The organism is Clostridium nigeriense, assembly GCF_050585265.1.
GTDB classification, from domain to species: domain Bacteria; phylum Bacillota; class Clostridia; order Clostridiales; family Clostridiaceae; genus Clostridium; species Clostridium nigeriense_B.
Genome location: NZ_JBNOOE010000003.1, coordinates 137,558 through 162,590 on the forward strand (window position 1 = coordinate 137,558; position 25,033 = coordinate 162,590).

General features: G+C 28.6%; 19 protein-coding genes. 18 read left to right on the top strand and 1 reads right to left on the bottom strand.

Going from position 1 to position 25,033, the window contains the following annotated elements; all coding sequences use genetic code 11:
* Nucleotides 1–148: 148 nt before the first annotated feature.
* Nucleotides 149–2,053, bottom strand: a complete 1,905-nt coding sequence (locus ACQPVP_RS04255) for an NAD(+) synthase (RefSeq protein WP_430847557.1) — start codon at nucleotides 2,051–2,053, stop codon at nucleotides 149–151.
* 271 nt (nucleotides 2,054–2,324) lie between these two features.
* On the opposite strand from ACQPVP_RS04255, the gene ACQPVP_RS04260 reads away from it, so the two are divergent.
* The 18 genes from ACQPVP_RS04260 (at nucleotide 2,325) to ACQPVP_RS04345 (ending at nucleotide 24,998) form a co-directional block, all read left to right on the top strand.
* Complete coding sequence (locus ACQPVP_RS04260; protein WP_430847559.1) at nucleotides 2,325–2,756, top strand: NfeD family protein; 432 nt, start codon at nucleotides 2,325–2,327, stop codon at nucleotides 2,754–2,756.
* Nucleotides 2,757–3,710, top strand: a complete 954-nt coding sequence (locus ACQPVP_RS04265; RefSeq protein WP_430847561.1) for an SPFH domain-containing protein — start codon at nucleotides 2,757–2,759, stop codon at nucleotides 3,708–3,710.
* A gap of 447 nt (nucleotides 3,711–4,157) precedes the next feature.
* On the top strand, nucleotides 4,158–5,120 hold the full coding sequence (locus ACQPVP_RS04270) for an amidase domain-containing protein (RefSeq protein ID WP_430847563.1): 963 nt from the start codon (nucleotides 4,158–4,160) through the stop codon (nucleotides 5,118–5,120).
* A 369-nt stretch (nucleotides 5,121–5,489) separates the two neighbouring features.
* On the top strand, nucleotides 5,490–6,167 hold the full coding sequence (locus ACQPVP_RS04275) for a hypothetical protein (protein ID WP_430847565.1): 678 nt from the start codon (nucleotides 5,490–5,492) through the stop codon (nucleotides 6,165–6,167).
* A gap of 202 nt (nucleotides 6,168–6,369) precedes the next feature.
* Nucleotides 6,370–7,431: an AEC family transporter gene (locus ACQPVP_RS04280; RefSeq protein WP_430847567.1), complete on the top strand. Its 1,062-nt coding sequence runs from the start codon at nucleotides 6,370–6,372 to the stop codon at nucleotides 7,429–7,431.
* 29 nt (nucleotides 7,432–7,460) lie between these two features.
* On the top strand, nucleotides 7,461–8,459 hold the full coding sequence (locus ACQPVP_RS04285) for a 2-hydroxyacid dehydrogenase (RefSeq protein ID WP_430847569.1): 999 nt from the start codon (nucleotides 7,461–7,463) through the stop codon (nucleotides 8,457–8,459).
* A 181-nt stretch (nucleotides 8,460–8,640) separates the two neighbouring features.
* A complete protein-coding gene (locus tag ACQPVP_RS04290) occupies nucleotides 8,641–10,188 on the top strand; it encodes a GHKL domain-containing protein (RefSeq protein ID WP_430847571.1) in 1,548 nt (515 codons plus the stop codon).
* Between the two features lie 3 nt (nucleotides 10,189–10,191).
* Nucleotides 10,192–10,875 (top strand): response regulator, encoded by a 684-nt coding sequence (locus tag ACQPVP_RS04295; RefSeq protein ID WP_430847573.1) that lies wholly within the window; start codon nucleotides 10,192–10,194, stop codon nucleotides 10,873–10,875.
* A gap of 186 nt (nucleotides 10,876–11,061) precedes the next feature.
* Nucleotides 11,062–11,217 carry a zinc-ribbon domain-containing protein gene (locus tag ACQPVP_RS04300; protein ID WP_430840203.1) on the top strand — a complete coding sequence of 52 codons (156 nt, stop codon included), beginning with the start codon at nucleotides 11,062–11,064 and terminating at the stop codon, nucleotides 11,215–11,217.
* 372 nt (nucleotides 11,218–11,589) lie between these two features.
* Nucleotides 11,590–15,336 carry a phosphoribosylformylglycinamidine synthase gene (locus ACQPVP_RS04305; protein WP_430847575.1) on the top strand — a complete coding sequence of 1,249 codons (3,747 nt, stop codon included), beginning with the start codon at nucleotides 11,590–11,592 and terminating at the stop codon, nucleotides 15,334–15,336.
* A 49-nt stretch (nucleotides 15,337–15,385) separates the two neighbouring features.
* Nucleotides 15,386–15,865: a 5-(carboxyamino)imidazole ribonucleotide mutase gene (gene purE, locus ACQPVP_RS04310; RefSeq protein WP_430847577.1), complete on the top strand. Its 480-nt coding sequence runs from the start codon at nucleotides 15,386–15,388 to the stop codon at nucleotides 15,863–15,865.
* Nucleotides 15,865–16,575: a phosphoribosylaminoimidazolesuccinocarboxamide synthase gene (gene purC / locus ACQPVP_RS04315; RefSeq protein WP_430847579.1), complete on the top strand. Its 711-nt coding sequence runs from the start codon at nucleotides 15,865–15,867 to the stop codon at nucleotides 16,573–16,575. Before purE ends, purC begins: the two co-directional genes overlap by 1 nt.
* 39 nt (nucleotides 16,576–16,614) lie before the next feature.
* On the top strand, nucleotides 16,615–18,006 hold the full coding sequence (purF, locus tag ACQPVP_RS04320) for an amidophosphoribosyltransferase (RefSeq protein ID WP_430847761.1): 1,392 nt from the start codon (nucleotides 16,615–16,617) through the stop codon (nucleotides 18,004–18,006).
* A 21-nt stretch (nucleotides 18,007–18,027) separates the two neighbouring features.
* Nucleotides 18,028–19,029, top strand: coding sequence for a phosphoribosylformylglycinamidine cyclo-ligase (gene purM / locus ACQPVP_RS04325; RefSeq protein WP_430847581.1), 1,002 nt, complete (start codon nucleotides 18,028–18,030; stop codon nucleotides 19,027–19,029).
* Nucleotides 19,017–19,625: a phosphoribosylglycinamide formyltransferase gene (purN, locus tag ACQPVP_RS04330; RefSeq protein ID WP_430847763.1), complete on the top strand. Its 609-nt coding sequence runs from the start codon at nucleotides 19,017–19,019 to the stop codon at nucleotides 19,623–19,625. The genes purM and purN overlap by 13 nt, the downstream gene beginning before the upstream one ends.
* A gap of 22 nt (nucleotides 19,626–19,647) precedes the next feature.
* On the top strand, nucleotides 19,648–21,150 hold the full coding sequence (purH, locus tag ACQPVP_RS04335) for a bifunctional phosphoribosylaminoimidazolecarboxamide formyltransferase/IMP cyclohydrolase (RefSeq protein ID WP_430847583.1): 1,503 nt from the start codon (nucleotides 19,648–19,650) through the stop codon (nucleotides 21,148–21,150).
* 157 nt (nucleotides 21,151–21,307) lie between these two features.
* Entirely contained in the window at nucleotides 21,308–22,555 is a 1,248-nt protein-coding gene (purD, locus tag ACQPVP_RS04340; RefSeq protein ID WP_430847585.1) for a phosphoribosylamine--glycine ligase, read from the top strand.
* Between the two features lie 538 nt (nucleotides 22,556–23,093).
* The gene (locus tag ACQPVP_RS04345; protein WP_430847587.1) at nucleotides 23,094–24,998 is read left to right on the top strand and encodes an acyl-CoA dehydrogenase family protein; all 1,905 of its coding nucleotides are present in this window, start codon (nucleotides 23,094–23,096) and stop codon (nucleotides 24,996–24,998) included.
* Nucleotides 24,999–25,033 lie beyond the last annotated feature (35 nt).

Consider the following 25,033-nt stretch of genomic DNA (forward strand, 5'->3'; position numbering starts at 1 on the left):
AGGCACATTCCTAATAACTATTTATATTTTTATTCATAATTCCGAGGAATGAGGAATTATTACCTTGAGTTTTTAGAAGTAAATATGTTGTGTTAGGGCGACTTGGAGCTTGCGACAGAGCAACTAATATAACATATTTACTTATTTTTTATTTAAAGGAGTTAAATGATGCATCAGAAGGCATTCTCCAGTCACCACGAGGACTTAAAGAAATACTACCAACTTTAGGTCCATCTGGCATTGCACTCCTTTTAAATTGTTGAGTAAAGAATCTATAAATAAACTTATCTAGCCACTTTTCAATTTCTTCTTTACTGTAATCATTTTTAAAGGCTTCTTCAGATAAAAATTGAATTCTTTCCTTTGAAGATCCATTTTTAATAAAGTGATATAAGAAGAAATCATGTAGTTCATATGGTCCAACTATATCTTCTGTTTTTTGTGTAATTTCTCCTTTATCTCCTTTTGGTAATAACTCTGGACTTACAGGAGTATCTAATATATCTAGTAATGTTTCAGAAACTTCTTTAGTAGATTCTTTTTCAGCTACATATTTAACTAAGTATCTAACTAAAGTTTTTGGTATAGATGGATTTACAGAATACATACTCATATGATCTCCATTATATGTACACCAACCAAGGGCTAATTCTGAAAGATCTCCTGTACCTATTAATAACCCGCCTTCTTTATTAGCTAAGTCCATAAGGATTTGGGTTCTTTCTCTTGCCTGCACATTTTCATAAGTTACATCATGTATATCTTTATCATGACCAATATCTTCAAAATGTTGAAGAGCAGCTTTTACTATATTTATTTCTCTTAAGTCACAACCAAGTTCTTTACATAAAGTCAAGGCATTGTTGTATGTTCTATCTGTAGTTCCAAAGCCAGGCATTGTTATTGTAACTATATTTTTATTATCTAGTCCTAGAAGATTAAAGGTTTTTACTACTACAAGCAAGGCTAATGTAGAGTCAAGGCCTCCGGATATTCCTATAACTGCTTTCTTTAAGTTAGTATGTTCCATTCTTTTTGCTAAAGCAGAAGCTTGAATGCTGAAAATTTCTTTACATCTTTCTTCCCTTTGCTTAGCATTAGAAGGAACAAAAGGATGTTTATCTAAATATCTATCAAAGTTACTAATCTTATTCTCTTTATAATTAAAATTAATAATTTCTGCATCAAAAGGAACTATTCTTGAAGCATCTCTATAACTTATATTTTTTAGTCTTTCACTATTAAGTTTAAAAACATCTATATAAGAGTAAATAACTTCATTTTCTCTTTGAAATCTTTCATTTTCTTTAAGTATAGTTCCATTTTCTGAGATAAGAAGATGACCACTAAATAATAAATCTGTAGTAGATTCATGAACTCCTGCAGAAGAATAAATATATGCAGACATGCATCTAGCACTTTGGTTAGAAATTAAAGCTTCTCTATAATCTTTTTTACTTACTAATTCATTAGAAGCAGATAAATTTCCTATGATATTTGCTCCTAAAAGTGAGAGATATGAGCTTGGAGGTATAGTAACCCAAAGATCTTCACAAACCTCAAAACCAAAGCTATATGCACCAGATTTGAAAATTAAGTTAGTTCCAAATGGTATATCTTTTTGAAAATCAAAATCAACTTTTTCATCAACAATTCCTAATCCTTCACTAAACCAACGTTTTTCGTAAAATTCACTATAGTTAGGTAGGTATGATTTTGGAACAATTCCAAGTATTTTTCCATTAAATATTATATAAGCACAATTAAACAAAACATTTTTGAAGTTTAAAGGAGCTCCTACAGCTATTAGCATATCTAGACCAGAACTTTTTTCAAGTATTTTTTGAATAGCCATATTTGCTTTTTCTAAAAGGCTATATTGCATAAATAAATCTCCACAACTATATGAAGTAATGCACAATTCAGGAAAAACTATTGCCTTTGTTTCATTTTTAGAGGCTTCATCTAAGCATAAGAAAATATTTTCTAAGTTATATTCAATATCTGCAACACGTGTAACAGGACATGCAGCAGCAACTTTAATAAAATCCATAAAATCTCTCCAATCTATATATTAATTAATAATATTTTAACTCTTTTTTGATATTAAATTCAGAACTAACTATATAAATAATAAAAGGAAAACAATAGAAAATCAATGATAATAAAAGAAAAGGTAACTAAGAGTTAAATAATACCTTATAAAGGGATAAAAAAACTATTGTAATAGGATAAGAAATATAATATAATAAAATCATTAATTAAACAATTTCAAAAATTTACTAGAAATGTTATAATATCATTAAGAAAAGGAGGGGGAAGTAATGAGTGCAGTAATTTTTTGGATTATAATTGCAGCTATAGCAATTGGCATTGATATAATAACAAGTAATTTTTTATTTGTTTGGTTTACAGTTGGTGCAATTGCAGCTATGATTGCAGATCTAATAGGTATATCCTTCGAGTTCCAAATAATAATTTTCCTAGTATTAAACTTAATAACAATAGCTGTAGGATATCCTTGGGCTAAGAAAAAGTTTAAAAATGAGGTTAAGAGAATACCTTTAATGGAAGAAACCTATATCGGTAGGATAATGAAGGCAGAAGAGGATATAGTAGATAGGGCGCGAGTTAAAGTAGATGGAGTGTACTGGACTGTACAAAATACAGGAGAAGAGATTAAAGCTGGTGATAGCTTTAATATTATTGGAATTGATGGCATTAAATTAATTATAAAAAAAGAGGAGGAAATTTAGATGGATGGAATTATAGGAGTAGTTATTATTGGGGTAATAGTACTTTTTGTTTTAATAACAATTTTATCATCAATAAAAATAGTAAATACAGGATATTTATATGTAGTAGAAAGGTTTGGACAGTATCATAAAACTTTAGAGCCAGGATGGCACTTTATGATTCCTTTTGTAGATTTTGTTAGAAAAAAAGTATCAACAAAACAACAAATCTTAGATGTACCACCACAATCAGTTATTACTAAGGATAATGTTAAGATTTCAGTAGATAATGTTATTTTCTATAAACTTTTAAATGCGAGAGATGCTGTTTATAACATAGAAGATTTTAGATCTGGTATAGTTTATTCAGCAACAACTAACATGAGAAATATTTTAGGTAATATGTCTTTAGATGAAATATTATCAGGCAGAGATAAAATTAATCAAGATCTTTTAAGTATAATAGATGAAGTTACTGATGCATATGGTATAAAAATTCTTTCAGTTGAAATTAAGAATATAATACCACCAACAGAAATTCAAGAAGCTATGGAAAAGCAAATGAAGGCAGAAAGAAATAAAAGAGCTATGATTCTTGAAGCAGAAGGACAAAGACAATCCCAAATTGAAAAGGCTGAAGGGGAAAAGAGATCTAAGATACTTGCTGCAGAAGCTGAAAAAGAAGCTAATATAAGAAGAGCAGAAGGATTAAAAGAATCTCAATTACTTGAAGCTGAAGGTAAGGCTAAAGCAATTGAAGAAATATCTATTGCAGAAGCAGAAGCTATTAGAAAGGTTAACCAAGCAATAATAGAATCTGGAACTAATGAAACTGTTATAGCATTAAAACAAGTTGAAGCACTTAAAGAAATGGCTAACAATCCAGCTAATAAGCTTATATTACCAAATGAAACTTTATCTTCGCTTGGAAGTATAGCTGCAATAGGAGAAATGCTTAAAGGAAGTAAAGAATAAATAAAGAAATATAATAATTTAAGGGGCTGTCGAACAAACAGCCCCAATTAAGAAGTAAAAATTTTTGATGTAATTCTTACAGAATTACTAAGTTAATTTCTATTTAGAACTCCTTCGGGAGTTTTTTTTATTACTCTTTAGGAAATTATAAAGATGTTACCCTGTGAATAACTTTTTTATAATTTCCTTCATTCAGCTTTGAAGTGCTTCTATTAATTTTGCGATGACTTGGAGCTTGCGACGGAATAAGCAAAATTATATAGAAGTACTTTTTTATTCATACTAATGTTTAATTGTGAGATAAATCCGTTCTATATTTTTAAAATATGAGTTTTGGAGTATTATGAAGAAGTTAGAGTTATAAATTTATATCTATGTATAAATTTTGTTATAGTATTAATAATAAATATAAATATTTATTTAATGATGTAGTTGTGGAGTGTTTTTATGGGACATAATAAAAAATCAATATATTTATTAAGAATATTAATTTTAACTTTACTAATTAATATAAGTATAACTAATAAAAGTATATTCAGTTATATTAAAGATGAATATGTATCAATGAAATATAATAAAGAAATTAATTATATGAAAAATAGTAATTATAATAGAGAGAAAGCTAGGGAATATGCACTTAAATGGGCAACATCATCTAACAAAGAATATTATAATTTTATAAATGATGGCGGTGATTGTACAAATTTTGTTTCTCAAGTTTTAAGGGCTGGGGGATTGGATTTTGTAGGATCTAAAGCAAATGCTACAAGTATTAAATCTTGGTTTTATTATTCATCAAATTTGCCAAATCGAACTTCTACATGGACAGCTGCCAATCCTTTTAATTTGCATTTTGGAAAGGAATATAAAAGAGCTTATGATTATAGGGAATATAAAATTGAAGATGCTCTAAAAAATTGGGATAATATATATTCAAGTATTTATATAGGTGATATAGTTCAATATTCAAGACCAAACAATATAGCTTTTCATTCTCAAGCAATAACCGATGTTTTAGATAAAAGCACTATTTATTTTAGCCAACATTCAAATTCTATAGAGAATTTTTATAAGAATGGTAATTTAAAATATTATTTGCTAGGTAAGCCTGATAATTATAATTTTTTGATTTATAATATTAAAGAAGAAAAAAATACAGCTATGAGAAGTAAAAAAGAAGAATTAATAAATGAAGAGGATTATAATAAGGAATTAAAAGAAGCAATAGATATGATTAAATTAAGTATTAAAGATACTAGAAGTGATAATAAAGAGTATGGTAACAATGAAACAGATGATTTTCTAAATAAAATGGAGAAGAAAGTTATAGATATTGAATTGCAAATGGATATGAGATCTAAGTCCTCTAAAGAGTTATTAGAATCATTAATGAATAAAAGCGGACTTTGAAAAATACAATAAATTTTATAAAATTAGGAATATAAAGTAGTAAATTTGATAAGAATAAAAATGACCCGAAAGGGTTACGTAGGTTTCTTTGCCGGTGGTGTATACTGCCGGTATTTTTTCACTATTTAGGGAATTATAAAGATATTAATCTATAAATAACTTTTTTATAATTTAATTCCTTCAGTTTTGAAGTGCTTCTATTAATTTTGCGATGACTTGGAGCTTGCGACGGAATAAGCAAAATTATATAGAAGTACTTTTTTGGAAAGGCTGTCACAAAATTATATTTAAGTAAATAATACAATTTATTTAATAATTATATAATATATAGTATAATTATTTATAGAATTTAGATAATTGGGGTAAAAAATGAATATTAGAATAGTATGTTGGAATATAAAAAATAAATTCAGAATAGATGACGGAATGGAATTACTAAATAGAGAAGAATATTTAGATAGGAAAATCTATTATCAGTTTTTAGATAAAAAGGTTGAAATAATTATTTTTGAAGGAAGTAATTTAAATAAAATAAATATAAAAAATAAAGAAGGTAAGATAATAATATTAGTTGAAGAGTTAGATGACAATAGATATAATCAGATAAATAAAGTATTTAAAAATAATTTTTTAAAAATTTTGGTTGGAAAAGAAAGTTTATCTGACAATATAAATGGTTTAGCGTATTTTCCGCAACTACTTAATAAAAATGATGAGATTAATATAAGTGCATTACTGTATATGTTAACTAATGAAAAAATATTTTTTAACAACTTTAATAAACCTCATATAATAGTAGGAGAATATGGAGAGAATAATAAAGATGAAATAATACCAATATTCATATTAAAGCGATTTAGCAATTTTACAAAGCTAAAGAACTTCTCTTTAAATTTGCATGTAACTGAGGAGTTAAATTTAAAAGAGATTAGCTATATTGAAGATGGATTAATTGAGTATATAGATTTTGATGGAAAAATAAAAATTAATCAATTTATAAGTGATAAAAAAACAAATAATATATTTTTTTATCTAATTGCAAATTAGATAAATATATAAGCTTAACTAAGATATATAGTTTCCTTAGAAAAGACGGGAATACTCTATATAATAGTTAAGTTTTTTTTATTTTTACTTAAATAACTTAAATAATTATTTATAAAGTTAAAAAAATTGAATTGAATTAGTGTCGAAATATATAATTTTATTGCAAAGAATGTTAAAAAATAAACAAAGGGGGATAAGTATTATGTTAGAGATAATACAAAAAACATTAACTGATAATTCAATAATTGGTGCTATATTTTCATCTATATTAATAATAGGATTAGGATTTTATCTAAGAAAAAAAGAGATGATAAACTCTGTTGCATCAAAAATATTAACTAAAATAGTTCTTACGGTATCATTACCAGCTTTAGCTTTTACTTCATTTATGAAAGATATAGATGGAGATCAACTTAAGCAAGGAATAAGCATTTTAATTTGGGGATTTGCTATATATATTATATTAATTCCTATAACTAAGATAATTTATTCAAAAGTAAAAGGTGACAAGCAGGTTGTTTATAGAATACTTACTATATTTGGATCAACAACGTTTTTTGGTACTCCAATAGTTACAGCAGTATATGGATCTATTGGAACAATGTACTCTAATATATTTAATATAGCTTATAGAGTTTTCTTATATTCATATGCATTTATAAAGATGTCTGGAGCAAAGATGGATAAAGAAAATTTAAAAAAGAATGTTAAAGAAATATTTTTAAATCCTATAATACTTGCTACATTTTTAGGACTTTTTATTTGGTTATTCCAAGATATGCTACCACAAGTTCAAGTTGCAGCTAAAGATACAGTTGAAAGTTATGCTTTCTTAAGAATAGATAAAACACTTCCATGGTTATATAAGCCACTTTCATATTTACAAAGTTTAGCTTCGCCACTTGCTTGGTTATCAATAGGAGCTACTTTAGCAGAAGTTCCATTTAAAAAGGCGATGTCTCAAAGCGATGCTTGGATATATAGTTTAATAAAAGTAATGTTAATACCAGTAATCAATTTAGTATTATTATTAATATTAAATGTAGCAGGAATATTACCAGTATCATTTGAAGCAGTAGCAACAACAGTAATAATGATGGCTGCACCAACTGCAACAGTTGCAGCAGCATATGCAATTAATTTTGAAAAAGAAGCTGTATTTACTTCAAATTGTTCATTATTATCAACTCTTCTAGCGGTTGTAGCTATGCCAGTATGGATAATAGTATTAGAAATTATTAAGAATTTACCTATTTTTGCATAAAAATATAATAGATTGTTGGAGGTAGCAATATGATTAAGATGGTATGTTTTGGTGTCAGAGACACAGAAGTTGAATATTTTAATAAATTAAATGAAGAGTATGGATATAATTTAAAATTAGTTACATCAGGTCTTACACATGACAATGTAGATGAAGCAATAGGTGCAGAAGCTATAATGGTAAGAGGAAATTGTAAAGCAGATAGAAGAAATCTAGAATTATTAAAGGAAAATGGCCTAAAATATGTTTTAACTAGAACAGTTGGATTTGATCATGTTGATTTAGAAGCAGTAAAAGATCTAGAATTAAAATGTGCTAGAGTTCCTGGATATTCACCAAATGCAATAAGTGAGTTAGCAGTAACACTTTCAATGATGCTTTTAAGACATACAGCGTATACAGTTAATAGAACAAGTAATAAAAACTTTACAATTGATTCATTTATGTTTAGTAAAGAAATTAGAAACTGCACAGTAGGAGTACTTGGAACAGGAAGAATTGGATTAACAACAGCTAAATTATTTAAAGGATTAGGAGCAAAAGTTTTAGGATATGATATATTCCAAAGCGATGAAGCTAAAGAAGTTGTTGAATTCAAAAGTTTAGATGAAGTTATATCAGAATCAGATGTGATTTCAATACATATGCCTTATTTTAAGGATTCAAATTATCATATAATTAATGATGAGTTTATATCAAAGATGAAAGATGGAGCTATTTTAGTAAATACTGCTAGAGGAGAACTTCAAGATTTAGAAGCTATAATAAGAGCAATTAAAAGTGGTAAATTAGCTGGTTTTGGTACTGATGTACTTGAAGGAGAATCACAAGTATTCTTTAAGGATTTAAATGGTCAAAAACTTGAAAATGAAGTGTTTGAAGAATTAGTTAATTTATATCCAAGAGTATTAATAACACCTCATATGGGTTCTTATACTGATGAAGCATTAATCAATATGATAGGTATATCTTATGAAAATTTAAAAGAATTTATAAATTGTGGACAATGTAAAAATAATATAGTATAGTATTTTTAGAATTAGGGCTGTCGAAAGATGGCCCTAATTTTAAGGTGTAAATTACATTTTTTGGTATTATATAATGAAAATTTATATATTTTATTGAAAAAATTAGATATTATTTACAATTTGATTAAAAGAATATATAATTTTATTGGATGTTTACATTATATTTAGTTAGGAGAGAACTATGAAAATAAATTTTGAAAGGAAGTTAGTATTATCAGCAATATTTATAGCTTTAATACCATTAATATTTTCATATGGAATATTTATAAATGATAAACTAGATAAATATGATCAAACAATAAAGGATATGTTAAGATATTCAGCATATGATATATCAACAAATACTTTAGTAAAAGAAAAGTTAATTAATAATGAAAATGATGGGGCAATACAAACCTATGCAGAAGACATTATTTCCTATAATGAATTTATAGATATAATTGTTATATGTGATATGAACGGGGAAAAGTATTCGCATTTAGATGAATCACAAATAGGAGAAATATTTGTTAATCCAGATAAAAAAAGTGTATTAGAAGATGGTAAAGCTTATTATTCATTAATGGAAGGATCTATGGGTGTAACATTTCGTTGGTTCGAACCTATAATGGATGGAGAAAAGCAAATTGGCTTTGTTATGGTAGGAAAGTACTATAGTGATATTAGTAAAGTAAATTTAATGGTTAAGATAAATTATATACTATTATTTTTAATTACTATAATAGTATCAGTAATACTTTTTAAATTTTTAGCTAGAAAAACAAAGAAAGAAATATTTGATATGGAGCCTGAGGAAATAGGGCGACTATATAATGAAAAACAAACAATAATAGATAGTGTTGAAAATGGAATAATAGTTTTAAATAAATATAATGAAGTTATTGAAATAAATGAAAATTATTATAAATTATTTAATAATTTTGATGTTGATAAAGTAATAAAGAGACTTGAGTCTTATATAGATGAAAAACAGTGTTTTAAAATGAAAGAGTTTGTCATTCAAAATAAAAAAGTTTTTATAACTTTAAGTAGTATAGTAAGTAACGAAGAATATTTAGGTGTACTAATTTTATTAAGTGATAAAAATAATATAGATAAGCTAGCAAAAGAAATTACAGGAATAGATGAGGCTGCAAAAAGTTTAAGAGCTAACATACATGAGTTCAAAAATCATTTACATGTTATATTAGGGTTAATTCAATTAGAATTATATTCTGAGGCTAAAAAATATATACTTGATATTCAAAAAGTTCAAGAGGATAATTCTATAGAGTTTTTACAAATAAAAGATTGCTGTGTTAGAGCGTTGCTTCTAAGTAGAAAGGCAGTTGCAAAAGAAAAGGGAGTAAAATTAACTTTATATAACGAATCTATTTTATGGGAATATCATGGAATAATAGATTCTAATGATATAGTAACTATTTTAGGCAATTTGATAGAAAATTCATTTGAAGCATGTAGTGCAAGTAATAATTTAGATAAATTAGTTGAAGTATCTTTAAATGAGGATGATTATAAAATAGAAATAAAAGTAAAGGATAATGGCTTACCTTTAGTTTATAAAAATATAGAATATATGACAATTGAAGGAGTATCTTCAAAGGGAGAAGAAAGAGGAATAGGCTTATATCTAGTTAAAAGTAAAGTTGAGTTATACAATGGGAATATAGAAGTAAAAGAGTACAAGAATAAGAAAATATTTTGCATAACAATATTAAAGGGAGAGTAATTTATGATAAAAGTATTAATTGTAGAAGATGATCCCATGGTAGCATTTATAAATAAACAATATTTAGATAAAATAGGTAATATTAAAGCTTTAGGACCAGTAACGGATGAAGAAGAAATTATAGAAATATTAGAAAAGGAAAAAATAGATTTAATTCTTTTAGATGTATTTCTTCCTAAGAAAAATGGAATAGAAATACTTAAAAGTTTAAGAATAAAAAAATATTTAGTTGATGTTATTATAATTAGTGCTGCAAATAGTTCTGATGAGATAAAAAAAGCTTTTGCTTATGGAACTGTGGATTATTTAATTAAACCATTTAATTATGAAAGATTTGAAGAAAGTATAAATAAGTATAAGTTAAGGTATGAAATATTAAATAAAGAATTGGATATAAAGCAAGGAGACATAGATAGTTTATATTCAAAACATATTAAAGGATATGATGTTCCTAAAGGGTTAAATAAATTAACCTTGGATAAAATAATTAAGATTTTAGAGGCTGATTATAATAAAATGTGGAGTGTAAGAGAAATTGCATTTAATTTGAATATAAGTAATGTAACTGTGAAAAAATATATGGATTATTTAGAGGAAATAGATAAAATTTTTGTTGAAACTACATATGGAAATGTAGGAAGACCAGAATTTAAATATAAGCTAAAAAATAGTATAAATAAGAATTAAATATAAAGTTAAGAAAAATTTTCTTTTTTTAGAAAAAACACTAGATTTTTATGGATAAATATGATAATATTATTGAGTAGTCAAAAGGACTATAATATATTTGCTTTAAAGATTTTTATAGATAATGATATTCTCCGTTATAGAGATTAGTGTTACTAGAATAGTCTTTAAAATGGAGGGTTTAAAATGGAAGATAAGAAAATAATATGTAAAGATTGCGGAAATGAATTCATATTCACAGTTGGAGAACAAGAATTCTACAAAGAAAAAGGATTCGATAACGAACCAGTAAGATGTGCTGATTGCAGAAGAGCGAGAAAAGCTCAAAACAATAGAAGATAGTTTTGAAAAAAAGACTGTAGATAATGCTACAGTCTTTTTTTTTTTTTTTTGTTTTTTTCAATTTTAATCTTTAGACCTTATCTTCACAAATAACATCAACTTTACTTATATGTTTATTAGTTCATCGTAAAGTTTAAAAAATAGAATAATATACAAATTAGTTAATAGAAAACCTAACAAAAAAATCCGTAAATTATACACGAATAAGATGAATATGATTCGTTATAATACGAATTATATAATAAAATTTAATGATAAAGTTGACATTTAAATACTAAAATGATAGTCTTAAAATATAAATACGAAAAATATTAGATAAACTAAAATTAATGTTCGGTTATCTTAAGATTGGTAGCTTTGGAGGTATTAAAGTTGAAGTTGAGATGTATATTTGTAGAAAAGAAGAAGGAGTACAACGTAGAAGGGAAGAGCTTACTAGAAGATTTTAAAAATAATTTAGGAGTTAATTATTTAGAGTCTGTTAGATTAATTAATAAATATACTTTAGGGGAAGTAAAAGAAGAAGAATATCAAAAAGCTCTATATACTATATTTTCAGAAAAAACAGTAGATAATTTGTATGAAAATAATTTTAAACTTGGAGAAAATGAAATTGCCTTTGGAGTTGAGTTTTTACCAGGACAATATGATCAAAGAGCTGATTCAGCCTCAGAGTGCTATCAAATATTAACTTCAGGTGAAAAAATAGAAGTTAAGTGGACAAAAATAATAGTGTTAAAAGGTAATTTATCAAAAAATGATGTTGATAAAATAAAAAAATATTATATAAATCCAGTAGATTCAAGAGAAGTTAATATTGATAACTTAGAACTATCATCACAGCTTCCAGAGCCAAAAGATGTAGAAATATTAAATGGATTTATAAATAAAAGTAATTATGAAATTGAAAAGCTACATAGTGAAATGGGATTAGCTATGAGTTTAGAAGATATTAAACTAATAAAAGATTATTTCAAAAAAGAAGAAAGAAATCCAACTATAACAGAAATAAAAGTTATAGATACTTATTGGTCAGATCACTGCAGACATACTACTTTTTCAACAGCAATAGAAAGTGTAGTTATTGAAGAAGGAGTTTATACAAGTCCAATAGTCAAGTCTTATAATGCATATTTAAAGTCAAGAAATTTTGTTTATGGTGAAACAGATAGAGATAAAACACTTATGGATATTGCTGTTATTACTATGAAAGAAATGAGAAAAAGAGGTCTTTTAGAAGATTTAGACGTTTCAGATGAAATAAATGCTTGTTCAATAAAAGTTAATATTGAAACAGATAAAGGAAATGATGAGTATCTAGTAATGTTTAAGAATGAAACTCATAATCATCCTACAGAAATAGAACCTTTTGGTGGAGCTGCTACATGTCTTGGTGGAGCTATTAGAGATCCATTATCAGGAAGAACTTATGTATATCAAGCAATGAGAGTTACTGGTGCTGCTGATCCAACAGTTAGTATTGAAGAAACTTTAAAAGGAAAACTTCCTCAAAGAACTATTACTTTAGGAGCTGCTCATGGATATAGTTCTTATGGAAATCAAATAGGACTAGCAACAGGTCAAGTCTCAGAAGTTTATCATAAAAATTATGTTGCGAAAAGAATGGAAGTTGGTGCTGTAATTGCAGCGGCTCCTAAAGAAAATGTAGTAAGAGAAGAACCGAAAGTAGGAGATATCGTAATTCTTTTAGGGGGAAGAACTGGAAGAGACGGTTTAGGTGGAGCAACTGGATCATCTAAAGAGCATACTGAAGATTCTATTAATGAATGTGGAGCAGAAGTACAAAAGGGTAACCCGGTAACTGAAAGAAAAATTCAAAGGCTATTTAGAAATTTTGAAGTTTCTAAAATGATAAAAAGATGTAATGATTTTGGCGCTGGTGGAGTTTCAGTAGCAATTGGGGAATTAACTAGGGGATTAGATATAGATTTAGATAAGGTTCCAAAGAAATATGAGGGGTTAGATGGAACAGAAATTGCAATTTCTGAATCTCAAGAGAGAATGGCAGTTGTAATTAATAAAGAAAATGAAGATAGATTTATAGAATTAGCTAAGGAAGAAAATTTAGAAGCGGTAAAGGTTGCTGTTGTTACAGATTCAGAAAGACTTAAGATGTTCTGGAGAGGTAAAAATATAGTCGATTTAAAAAGAGAGTTTTTAGATACAAATGGAGCAAGACAAACTACTAATGTGAAAGTAGAATCTCCAGAAAAATATCCTTTCCTAATAAATGAAGATTTAAATGTAAAAGAGGAATGGATTAATACATTAAGAAAGTTAAATGTATCGTCACAACAAGGATTAGTAGAAAGGTTTGATTCTACAATTGGAGCAGGAACAGTACTTATGCCATTTGGAGGTAAGTATCAAAAGACACCTGCAGAGGGAATGGCAGCAAGGATACCAGTTTTACATGGTGAAAGTAAAGATGCTACTTTAATGACTTTTGGATTTAATCCTGAAATGGGAATATGGAGCCCATATCATATGGCTTATTATTCTGTTATCGAAGCAATAACTAAGCTTTCAGCTATGGGTGGAAATTATAAGAAAGCAAGACTAACATTGCAAGAGTATTTTGAGAGATTAGGTAAGAATGATGTTAAATGGGGAAAACCATTTGCAGCTTTACTAGGTGCTTATCAAGCACAAATGGATTTAGGAATACCTGCAATTGGTGGTAAAGATTCAATGTCTGGGACTTTTGGGGATTTAGATGTACCGCCATCATTAGTAGCATTTGCAGTAGATGTAGAAAAGGCAAATAATATCATTTCTCCAGAGTTTAAAAATAATAATTCTAAATTAGTTTTATTAATGGCAGAAAAAAATGCTGATATGACATTAAAGGTTAAGTCCTTTAAAAATAATTTAGATAAACTTCATACTCTAATTTTAGAGAAAAAAGTTATATCAGCTTCATCAATAAAGTTTGGTGGATTAGTAGAAGCATTAACAAAGATGACATTAGGAAATAGAATAGGGGCAGAACTTGAAAGTTTAAATAAAGAAGAATTATTCGGACTTAACTATGGAAGCTTAGTTTTAGAAGTTAAAAATGGAGTTGAAATAGAGAAGGAATTTAAAGGTTGCGCTTATAAAGCAATAGGTAAGACTATAGAAAATAGGGCTATAATTTTAAAAGATTATGATATTAACTTTAATATAGATATGTTAGAGGAAATATTAGAAGAAAAGTTATCAAAAGTATTTAAGATAAAAACTGAGGATAAGAAAGAAAATGTGAAAGTAGATTTATTTGAAGCTAAAGAAATAAAGAAACCAGCTATTAAAATAGCAAAACCTAGAGTATTTATACCAGTATTTCCAGGAACAAATTGTGAATATGATAGTGCAAAAGCTTTTAGAAAAGAAGGGGCAGAAGTTACTGAATTAGTTTTAAATAACATGAATAAAGAGCTTTTAAATGAATCTATCTTAAAGATGGAAGAAATAATTAGAAAAAGTCAAATAATTATGTTACCAGGTGGCTTCTCTGCAGGAGACGAACCTGATGGTTCTGGTAAATTTATATCAACAGTATTTAGAAATGAAAGAATTAAAGATGCTGTAATGGACTTACTTAAAAATAGGGATGGATTAATGTTAGGAATATGCAATGGCTTCCAAGCTCTAATTAAGTTAGGGCTAGTACCTTATGGAGAAATTATTGATATAGAAGAAGATATGGCTACATTAACTTACAATGAAATTAATAGGCATATGAGTTCGATAATTAGAACAAGAATTACTTCAAATAAATCACCGTGGTTTAGTGAAGTTAATATAGGAGATATTCATTCAGTTGCTATTTCTCATGGAGAGGGAAGATTTGTAGCACCAAAGGAATTACTTAAGAAGTTAGAAGTAAATGGACAAATAGCTACTCAATATGTTGATTTAAATGGAGATGTATCTATGGATATGCCGTATAATCCTAATGGTTCTATTCTTGGGATTGAAGGAATAACAAGTCCAGATGGAAGAGTTCTTGGTAAAATGGGACACTCAGAAAGAATAGGAGATAACCTATATAAAAATATACCAGGAAATTTCGATCAAAAGATATTTAAAGCAGGAGTAAAGTATTTCAAATAAGATTTTAAATGTTTCATTCTTAATTTTTAATTGAAAAGGGTGGTTTTATATGAAGGTAGTAATATTTTTTGGAAGTAAATCTGATACTGATGTAATGAAGGGGGCAGCTAACTGTTTAAGAGAATTTGGAGTTGAATTTAAAGCATATGTGTTATCAGCTCATAGAGTTCCTGAAAAGTTAACTGAAACTTTAAAAGAGGCAGAAGCAAATGGTTGTGAAGTTGTTATTGCTGGAGCTGGTCTTGCAGCTCATTTACCAGGAGTTATAGCATCTCAAACTACAATGCCAGTTATAGGTGTTCCAATTAAGGGAGCTGTTGAAGGTTTAGATGCTTTATTTTCAATAGTTCAAATGCCTAAATCAATTCCAGTTGCAACAGTAGGAATCAATAATAGTTATAATGCAGGAATGCTTGCAGTTCAAATGCTTGCTATAAAGGATAAGGCTTTAAGAGAAAAATTAAATAAATTTAGATTAGATATGAAAAAGAAATTTATAGATGAAAATGGAGAAGGAGTGGATTTATAATGGAAAAATTAGAAATGATGTATGAAGGAAAAGCAAAGAAAATATATGCAACAGATAAGGCGGACGAAGTAATAGTATATTACAAGGATGATGCTACAGCATTTAATGGAGAAAAAAAGGGACAAATTGAAGATAAGGGTGTTTTAAATAATTCTATAACTTCAATGATATTTGAAATGTTAAATGAAAATGGTATTAAGACTCATTTTATTAAGAAGTTAAGTGAAAGAGAACAACTTTGCAAGAAGGTTGAGATTGTTCCACTAGAAGTTATTGTAAGAAATGTTGCAGCAGGATCAATGGCTAAGAGATTAGGTTTAAAAGAAGGATTTGAACTTAAAACTACAGTATTTGAGTTATCATACAAAGATGATTCGCTTGGAGATCCATTAATAAATGATTATCATGCAGTTGGAATTGGAGCAACTACTTTTGAAGAGTTAGATAAGATTTATGAAATGACATCTAAAATTAATGAATTACTTAAAGGATTCTTCATAAAGCAAAATATTAGATTAATTGATTTTAAATTAGAGTTTGGCAGATATAATGGAGAAATTTTATTAGCAGATGAAATATCACCAGATACATGTAGATTCTGGGATGCGACAACAGGAGAAAAACTAGATAAAGATAGATTTAGAAGAGATTTAGGAAATGTAAAAGATGCTTACGTTGAAATACTAAATAGAATAGGTAATAATGCATAATTAATTATTTTCGGAGGTGTTTTTTTGAGTTTGAATTTAATGTTTGATCCAAGTGATGATAAATTTAAAGATGAATGCGGAGTTTTTGGCGTTTATGTAAATAAACCTATGGACGTATCATCTATGACATATTACGGGTTATATGCACTCCAACATAGGGGACAAGAAAGTGCCGGAATAGCTGTGGCTAATGGTGAAGCAATTGATATTCATAAAGGAATGGGCCTTATAACAGAAGCTTTTTCTAAGGAAAGTTTAAACAGACTTAAAGGGTTTGCAGCAATAGGACATGTTAGATATTCTACAAGTGGTGATACAAGAATTGAGAATGCTCAACCATTACTTAGTCAATCAAAGCTTGGGTCAATAGCTATGGCTCATAATGGTACTTTAGTAAATGCTGATGTTATAAGAGGATTATTAGAAGATGGAGGACATGTTTTCCATACTTCTATTGATTCAGAAGTAATAGCTAATCTTATAGCAAGAGGGGCAAAAAAAGGTATTGAAAAGGCCATAATTGATGCAATTCAAGCTGTAAGAGGATCCTTTGCCATGGTAATTTTAACTAAGGATAAACTTATAGGTGTTAGAGATCCGCATGGAATAAGACCATTATGTCTTGGAAAAATGGAAGAAGGATACGTATTATCTTCTGAAAGTTGTGCTTTAGATGCGATAGGTGCTGAATTAGTAAGAGATATAGATCCAGGAGAAATAGTTATAATAGATGAAAATGGAATTAAATCTTATAAGTATTATGAAAATACACAATGTCAAACTTGTGCTTTTGAATATATTTATTTTGCAAGGCCTGATTCAACAATAGATGGATTAGATGTTCATGAGTCAAGAGTAAGAGCTGGAGAGCAGTTATTTAATGAACATAAAATTGAAGCAGATGTAGTAGTTGCAGTTCCTGATTCAGGAATACCAGCAGCTATTGGATATTCAAAGGCATCTGGGATTCCATATGATACTGGATTTGTAAAAAATAGATATGTAGGTAGAACATTCATAACTCCATCTCAAGAAATTAGGGAAAGAGCAGTTGCAGTTAAGCTAAACCCTTTAAAAGTTAATGTGAATGGTAAAAGAGTAGTCTTAATTGATGATTCTATAGTTAGAGGAACTACTTCAAAATATTTAGTAGATTCTTTAAGAAGAGCTGGTGCTAAAGAAGTACATTTCTTAGTAGCTTCACCTGTGGTTAAATTTCCATGTTATTTTGGAATTGATACGCCATATAGAAGTGAGTTAATAGGAGCTAAAAAATCCACTGAGGAGATTAGAGAAGCTATAGGATCAGATTCTTTAGGATACTTAAGCATGGAAGGAATGTATAGGTGCTTTAAAGAAAATTGTGGATATTGCGTTGGATGTTTTAATGGTATTTATCCAGTAGCAACACCAATGGAAGGCGCAAAATAAGGCTGAAAGGTAGTGTGTAAAATGATAACTTATAAAGAAGCTGGAGTTAATATAGAAGAAGGATATAGATCAGTAAAACTTATAAAAGAATATGCAAGCAGAACTATGAGTGAATATGTTTTAAATGGTCTTGGAAGCTTTGCTGGAATGGTCGAACTTCCAGAAGGATATAAAAAGCCTGTTTTGGTTTCAGGAACAGATGGAGTTGGAACTAAACTTGATATAGCTTTTAAAACTAAAAAATATGATACAGTTGGAATAGATTGCGTTGCTATGTGTGTTAACGATATTTTATGCCATGGAGCTAAGCCATTATTTTTCTTAGATTATATAGCATGTGGAAAGCTTCAGGCAGAAGTGGCTGCAGATTTAGTTAAGGGAGTTTCTGAAGGATGTATTCAAGGTGGCTGTGCCTTAGTTGGTGGAGAAACAGCAGAAATGCCTGGATTTTATAAAGATGGCGAATATGATATGGCTGGATTTGCAGTAGGAATAGTTGATAAAGATAAAATAATAAATGGTAAGAATATAAAAGTAGGAGATAAGCTTATTGGAATTGCATCTTCTGGATTACATTCAAATGGATATTCTTTAGTTAGAAAATTATTTGCAGATTTGAATGAAGATTTAGGTGGAAAAGAAGCTTGGAAGACTTTAATAACCCCAACTAAAATTTATGTTAAACCAATTTTGAAGCTAATTGAAAGTTTTGATATAAAAGGAATGGCTCATATTACAGGTGGAGGATTTATTGAAAATGTTCCAAGAATGTTTAATGAGGAAGGATTAACAGCTGTTATAAATAAAGATAGTTATCCATTACCTTTAGTTTTTGAAAAAATAATAGAAAAAGGCGTTAATAAAGAGCACATGTATAATACCTTTAACATGGGGATTGGTTTTGTATTATGTGTAGATGAAGCAGATGTAAATCCTATTATAAAAGCATTAATTGAAATGGGAGAAAAGGCTTATGAAATAGGTTATATAACATCTGGAGGTGAAGGTTGTTGTTTAAAATAGCAGTACTTGCATCAGGAGGAGGGACAAACCTTCAATCAATAATAGATTCAATAGATAATGGAAGTTTAAATTGTAAAATAGAAATGGTTATAGGAAGTAAAGATGGGATATATGTATTAGAAAGAGCAAAGCTTAAGGGGATAAAAAGCTATGTTGTAACTAAAAGCGAGTACGGAGATAAGACATCAGATAAAATATTAGAATTAACTAAGGGAAAAGTTGATTTAATAGTTCTAGCAGGATATCTTTCAATACTTCAAGGAGATATTCTTAGAGAGTTTAAAAATAGAATTATTAATATTCATCCATCTTTAATACCTAGTTTTTGTGGACCTAAGATGTATGGATTAAAGGTTCATGAAGCAGTTATAAGTTCTGGAGTAAAATATACTGGTTGTACTGTACATTTTGTTAACGAAGAAGTAGATAGGGGAGCAATAATTCTTCAAGAAGTTGTACCAGTTTATTTTGAAGATACAAAGGAAGAATTGCAAAAAAGAGTTCTTGAAAAAGAACATATTTTATTACCTAAGGCAATTGATTTAATAAGTAATAATAAAATAGAAATTTTAAATGGCAAAACAAGGATAAAATAAATTGAAAAAGGAGTTATTTAAAATGATAAAAAGAGCATTAGTAAGTGTTTTTGATAAAGATGGTATTTTAGAGTTTTCTAATTTTTTGCAAGATAATGGAGTGGAAATAATATCCACGGGTGGGACATATAGGCATTTAAAAGAAAATGGAATTAATGTAATAGAAGTTAATGAAGTTACTAATTTCCCAGAAATGCTAGATGGAAGAGTTAAAACTCTTCATCCAATTATACATGCAGGTATTCTTGCTATAAGAGACAATGAAGAGCATATGAATACTATTAAAGAAAGAAATATTGAAACTATAGATATGGTTATAGTTAATTTATACCCTTTCTTCCAAAAGGTTAGAGAAGACTTAAGCTTTGATGAAAAAGTCGAATTCATAGATATTGGTGGACCAACTATGCTTAGAGCAGCAGCAAAAAACTTTAAAGATGTTGTTGTAATATCAGATAAGGAAGATTATAAAGCTGTTATGGAAGAAATAAATGAAAATGGAGATGTTTCAGTATCATTAAGAAAGAAATTAGCTGGAAAAGTATTTAATTTAATGAGTGCATATGATGCTGCAATATCTAATTTCTTACTTGAAGATGAAGAATATCCAGAGTATCTTTCAATTTCATATAAGAAAAAGCAAGGCTTAAGATACGGAGAAAACCCTCATCAAAGTGCAGCTTACTATAGCTCAAATGAATTTGATGGAGCAATGAATAGTTTTGAAATATTAAATGGAAAAGAGTTATCTTATAACAATATTAAGGACTTGGATATTGCTTGGAAGGTTGCATGCGAATTTGAAGAAGTTGCTTGCTGTGGACTTAAACATAATACTCCTTGTGGAGTTGCTATAGGAGAAACTCCTTTTGAAGTTTATAAAAAAGCTCATGATGCAGACCCAACATCTATTTTTGGTGGAATAGTTGCTATAAATAGAAAAATAGATAAAGCAACAGCAGAAGAAATGGTTAAAATATTCTTAGAAGTAGTAGCAGCGCCAGATTATGATGAAGATGCTTTAGAAGTATTAAGAACTAAAAAGAATTTAAGAGTAATAAAATGTACTAATGAACCAAAAGCTAAAAAATACATGGTTACAGTAGATGGTGGTATATTAGTCCAAGAAGAAGATAGTAAGTTAATTGATGATGTAAAAGTAGTTACTGAAAAATCACCAACTGAAAAAGAAATGAAGGATTTACTATTTGGAATGAAAGTAGTTAAATACGTTAAATCTAATGGGATAGTTGCAATAAAAGATGGTGTAGCAGTAGGAATTGGTGGTGGACAAGTTAATAGAATTTGGGCTACTGAAGAAGCACTTCAAAGAGGAGAAGGAGCTACAATATTAGCATCAGATGCTTTCTTCCCATTTAGAGATGTAGTAGATGAATGCGCTAAAAATGGAATAAAAGCAATAATTCAACCAGGAGGTTCGATAAGAGATCAAGAGTCTATAGATGCTTGCAATGAACATGGAATAGCAATGGTGTTTACTGGAGTTAGACACTTCAAACACTAACTTAGAGTAATGAAAAATGAAGAGTTAATAATGAAGAATTAAGGAAAAAACTCTTTTTGGAGTTTTAAAAATTAATTTTTTAGTAATTGGGAACAAATTACATCAATAATTTTTCATTTTTCATTTTTAATTATTAATTATTTGTTGGGGGTATTTAATGAAAATATTATTAATTGGATCTGGTGGAAGAGAGCATGCTTTAGCATGGAAGTTAGCTAAGAATAATAGAGTGGAAAAAATATATGTAGCTCCTGGTAATGGGGGAACAGCTAAAGAGGATAAATGTGAAAATATAAATATAACTGATATAGATGAACTTTTAGAATTTGCTTTAAATAACTCAATTGAATTAACAGTTGTTGGGCCAGAAGATCCATTAACTAAGGGAATAGTAGATAAATTTAAGGCTAATGGGCTGAAAATTTTTGGACCTAGTAAGGAAGCTGCAAAACTTGAAGGTAGTAAAAGTTTTTCTAAAGATTTTATGAAAAAATATGGAGTTAAAACAGCTGAATATGAAGTGTTTTATGACTCAAATAAAGCATTAGACTATTTAGAAGGCTGTAGCTATCCTATAGTAATTAAGGCGGATGGATTAGCGGCAGGAAAAGGTGTTGCTATTTGTGAAAATAAAGAAGAGGCATTAAATGCAGTAAAATCCTTTATGATAGATGATATATTTAAAGGTGCTGGTGAAAAAATAGTTATAGAAGAGTTTTTAGAAGGTGTTGAAGCATCAATTCTTTCAATCACTGATGGACAAACTATAATTCCATTTATTTCTGCAAAAGATCACAAGCAAATATTTGATGGAGGAAAAGGGGCAAATACCGGAGGAATGGGAGTTTTAGCACCAAATCCATATGTAACAGATGAAGTATTAAGTGATTTTGAAGAAAATATTATGAATAAAACTTTAGTTGGTATAAAAGAAGAAGGTTTTGACTTTAAAGGAATTATATTCTTTGGGCTTATGATAACGAAGAAAGGTTCATATCTTTTAGAATACAATGTAAGAATGGGAGATCCTGAAACTCAATCTGTTCTTTATTTAATGGAAAGTGATTTGCTAGAAATTATAGAAGCTTCATTAAGAGATGAACTATATAAGACTGAAATTAAGTGGAAGTCGGGAGCTTGCGTAAATGTAGTTTTAGCATCAAAGGGGTATCCAGGAAGTTTTACAAAGGGATATGAAATAAGTATTGAAGATGAAATTAAAGATAAAGTATTTTTAGCAGGAGCAACTTTAGAGGATAATATATTAAGAACTAATGGCGGAAGAGTACTTTCTATAGTTGGAGTAGGAAATACAGTTGATGAAGCCAGAGAAGATGCGTATAAGTCTATAAATAAAGTGAAATTTATAGATAAGTATTTTAGAAATGATATTGGATTAATATAGAGTTTTAATTTGTTTCTTTAATTATAAAAGAGTAAATTAAAATGAAAAACAATAAATATATTTGTAATAAAAAACATGTCAGATGTAAGTCTGACATGTTTTTATTTACAGGGATTATTTACAGAAAACTTATTTATTAGTAGTATATATTTTATTAATTAAATGTAGAAAATCAATATGTCAAAATAGTATATAAATTTAAAGATATTTTATAAAGAGGAAAAAAATACATGATTATATTTTTAATCTATAAAAATGAGGGTGGATTACATTATCATTTTATAAAATATCGGTGGATAAATTTGTTAATAATTATAAAATTTAGGTATAATAAATGTAAAATTACAAATATTTTCAGAATAAATTGACAATGAATAGTATTAGTTTTAAAATAATAATTATTAAGAAAGAAAAAAATATTAATAAATTTTATTATTTTAATAATATTTGCAGCATAAGTTTTAGCGTTAATTACAAATGTAAATGTGTTTTTTATTTAATTATTTAAATAAAACGCGAAATAAAAGGAGGCAGGTTTATGTTTTTTAAGACTACAGACCAACACGAAGAATTTCGTGCAAAAATTAGAGAATTTGCAGAGGCAGAAATAAGACCACAGGCATTAATGTGGGATAAGGAAAATATTTTTCCAACAGAAGTTGTTAAGAAATTAGGAAAAATGGGTGTAATGGGTACACCATATGCTAAAGAATATGGTGGGTTAGGACAAGATGTTATTAGCTATGCTATTGCTGTAGAAGAACTTTCAAGAGTAGATGGTGGAACAGGTGTTATATTATCTGCTCACGTTTCATTAGGAAGTTATCCTATATTTGCTTTTGGAACTGAAGAGCAAAAACAAAAATATTTAGTACCATTAGCAAGTGGAGAAAAAATTGCTGCTTTTGGATTAACTGAGCCAAATGCTGGTAGTGATGCAGGTGGAACTGAAACAACTGCTGTACTAGATGGTGATTATTATATTTTAAATGGTGGTAAAATATTTATAACTAATGCAGATAAGGCTGATACATATGTTGTATTTGCTGTAACTACACCTGATATTGGTGTTAAGGGCATTAGTGCTTTTATAGTTGAAAAAGGATGGGAAGGATTCACTTTTGGTGATCATTACGATAAAATGGGTATCCGTTCTTCATCAACAGCTGAATTAATATTTAATAATGTAAAAGTACCAAAAGAAAACTTGTTAGGAAAAGAAGGAAAAGGGTTTAACATAGCTATGCAAACCCTTGATGGTGGACGTATAGGAATTGCAGCTCAAGCATTAGGTATTGCTCAAGGTGCATATGAAAATGCCTTAGAATATTCTAAAGAAAGAATACAATTTGGAAAGCCTATAGCTCAACAACAATCAATTTCATTTAAATTAGCAGATATGGCAACTAAAATAAGAGCTGCAAGATTATTAATATATAGTGCTGCAGAGTTAAAAGAAAATCATGAGTCTTATTCTATGGAAGCTGCTATGGCTAAGATGTATGCTTCAGATATATGTTTAGAAGTGGTTAATGATGCTTTACAAATATTTGGAGGATCAGGATACTTAAAGGGGATGGAAGTTGAAAGAGCATATCGTGATGCTAAGATTTGTACTATTTATGAAGGAACTAATGAAATACAAAGAGTTGTTATAGCTTCACATATAATAGGAAAGATGCCAAAGGGAGATAAAAAATCAAAGAAGAAGGCTGACCCATTGACAGGAGTACGTAAGAAGGTTATATTTAAGGAAGGTACTGCTAAAGAAAATGTAGACAAGCTTGTAGAAGCACTAAAAGCTGATGGATATGATTTTACAGTTGGAATAGATATTAATACTCCAATACAAAAAGCTGATCGTGTTGTTAGCGTAGGTAGAGGAATTGGAGAAGAAAAGAATATGGAACTTGCCAAGGCTTTAGCAATTCAAGCTGGTGCAGCTATTGGATCATCTCGTCCCGTAGCTGAAACATTAAAGTATTTACCTCTAAATCGTTACGTTGGAATGTCAGGACAAAAGTTTAATGGAAATCTTTATATAGCATGTGGTATATCAGGCGCAGGACAACATCTTAAAGGAATAAAGGATGCAACAACTATAGTTGCTATCAATACTAATCCTAATGCGCCAATATTTAAAAATGCCGATTATGGTATAGTTGGAGATATAATGGAAATAATGCCATTATTAACAGCCGCTTTAGATAATGGAGAACCTAAGAAGGATGCTCCTCCTATGAAAAAGATGAAGAGATCTATACCTAAGAAGACTGCTCCTACATGGAAAACTTATGTATGTAGTGGTTGTGGATATGAATATGATCCAGCAATAGGTGATGAAGAAAATGATGTAGCACCAGAAACTCTATTTGAAGCCCTTCCAGAAGAATGGATTTGTCCGGATTGTGGTGAAGAAAAATCTAATTTTATAGAGGTTTAATCTTTAGCAAAAGTTTAAATTTTCATAGTCAAAAG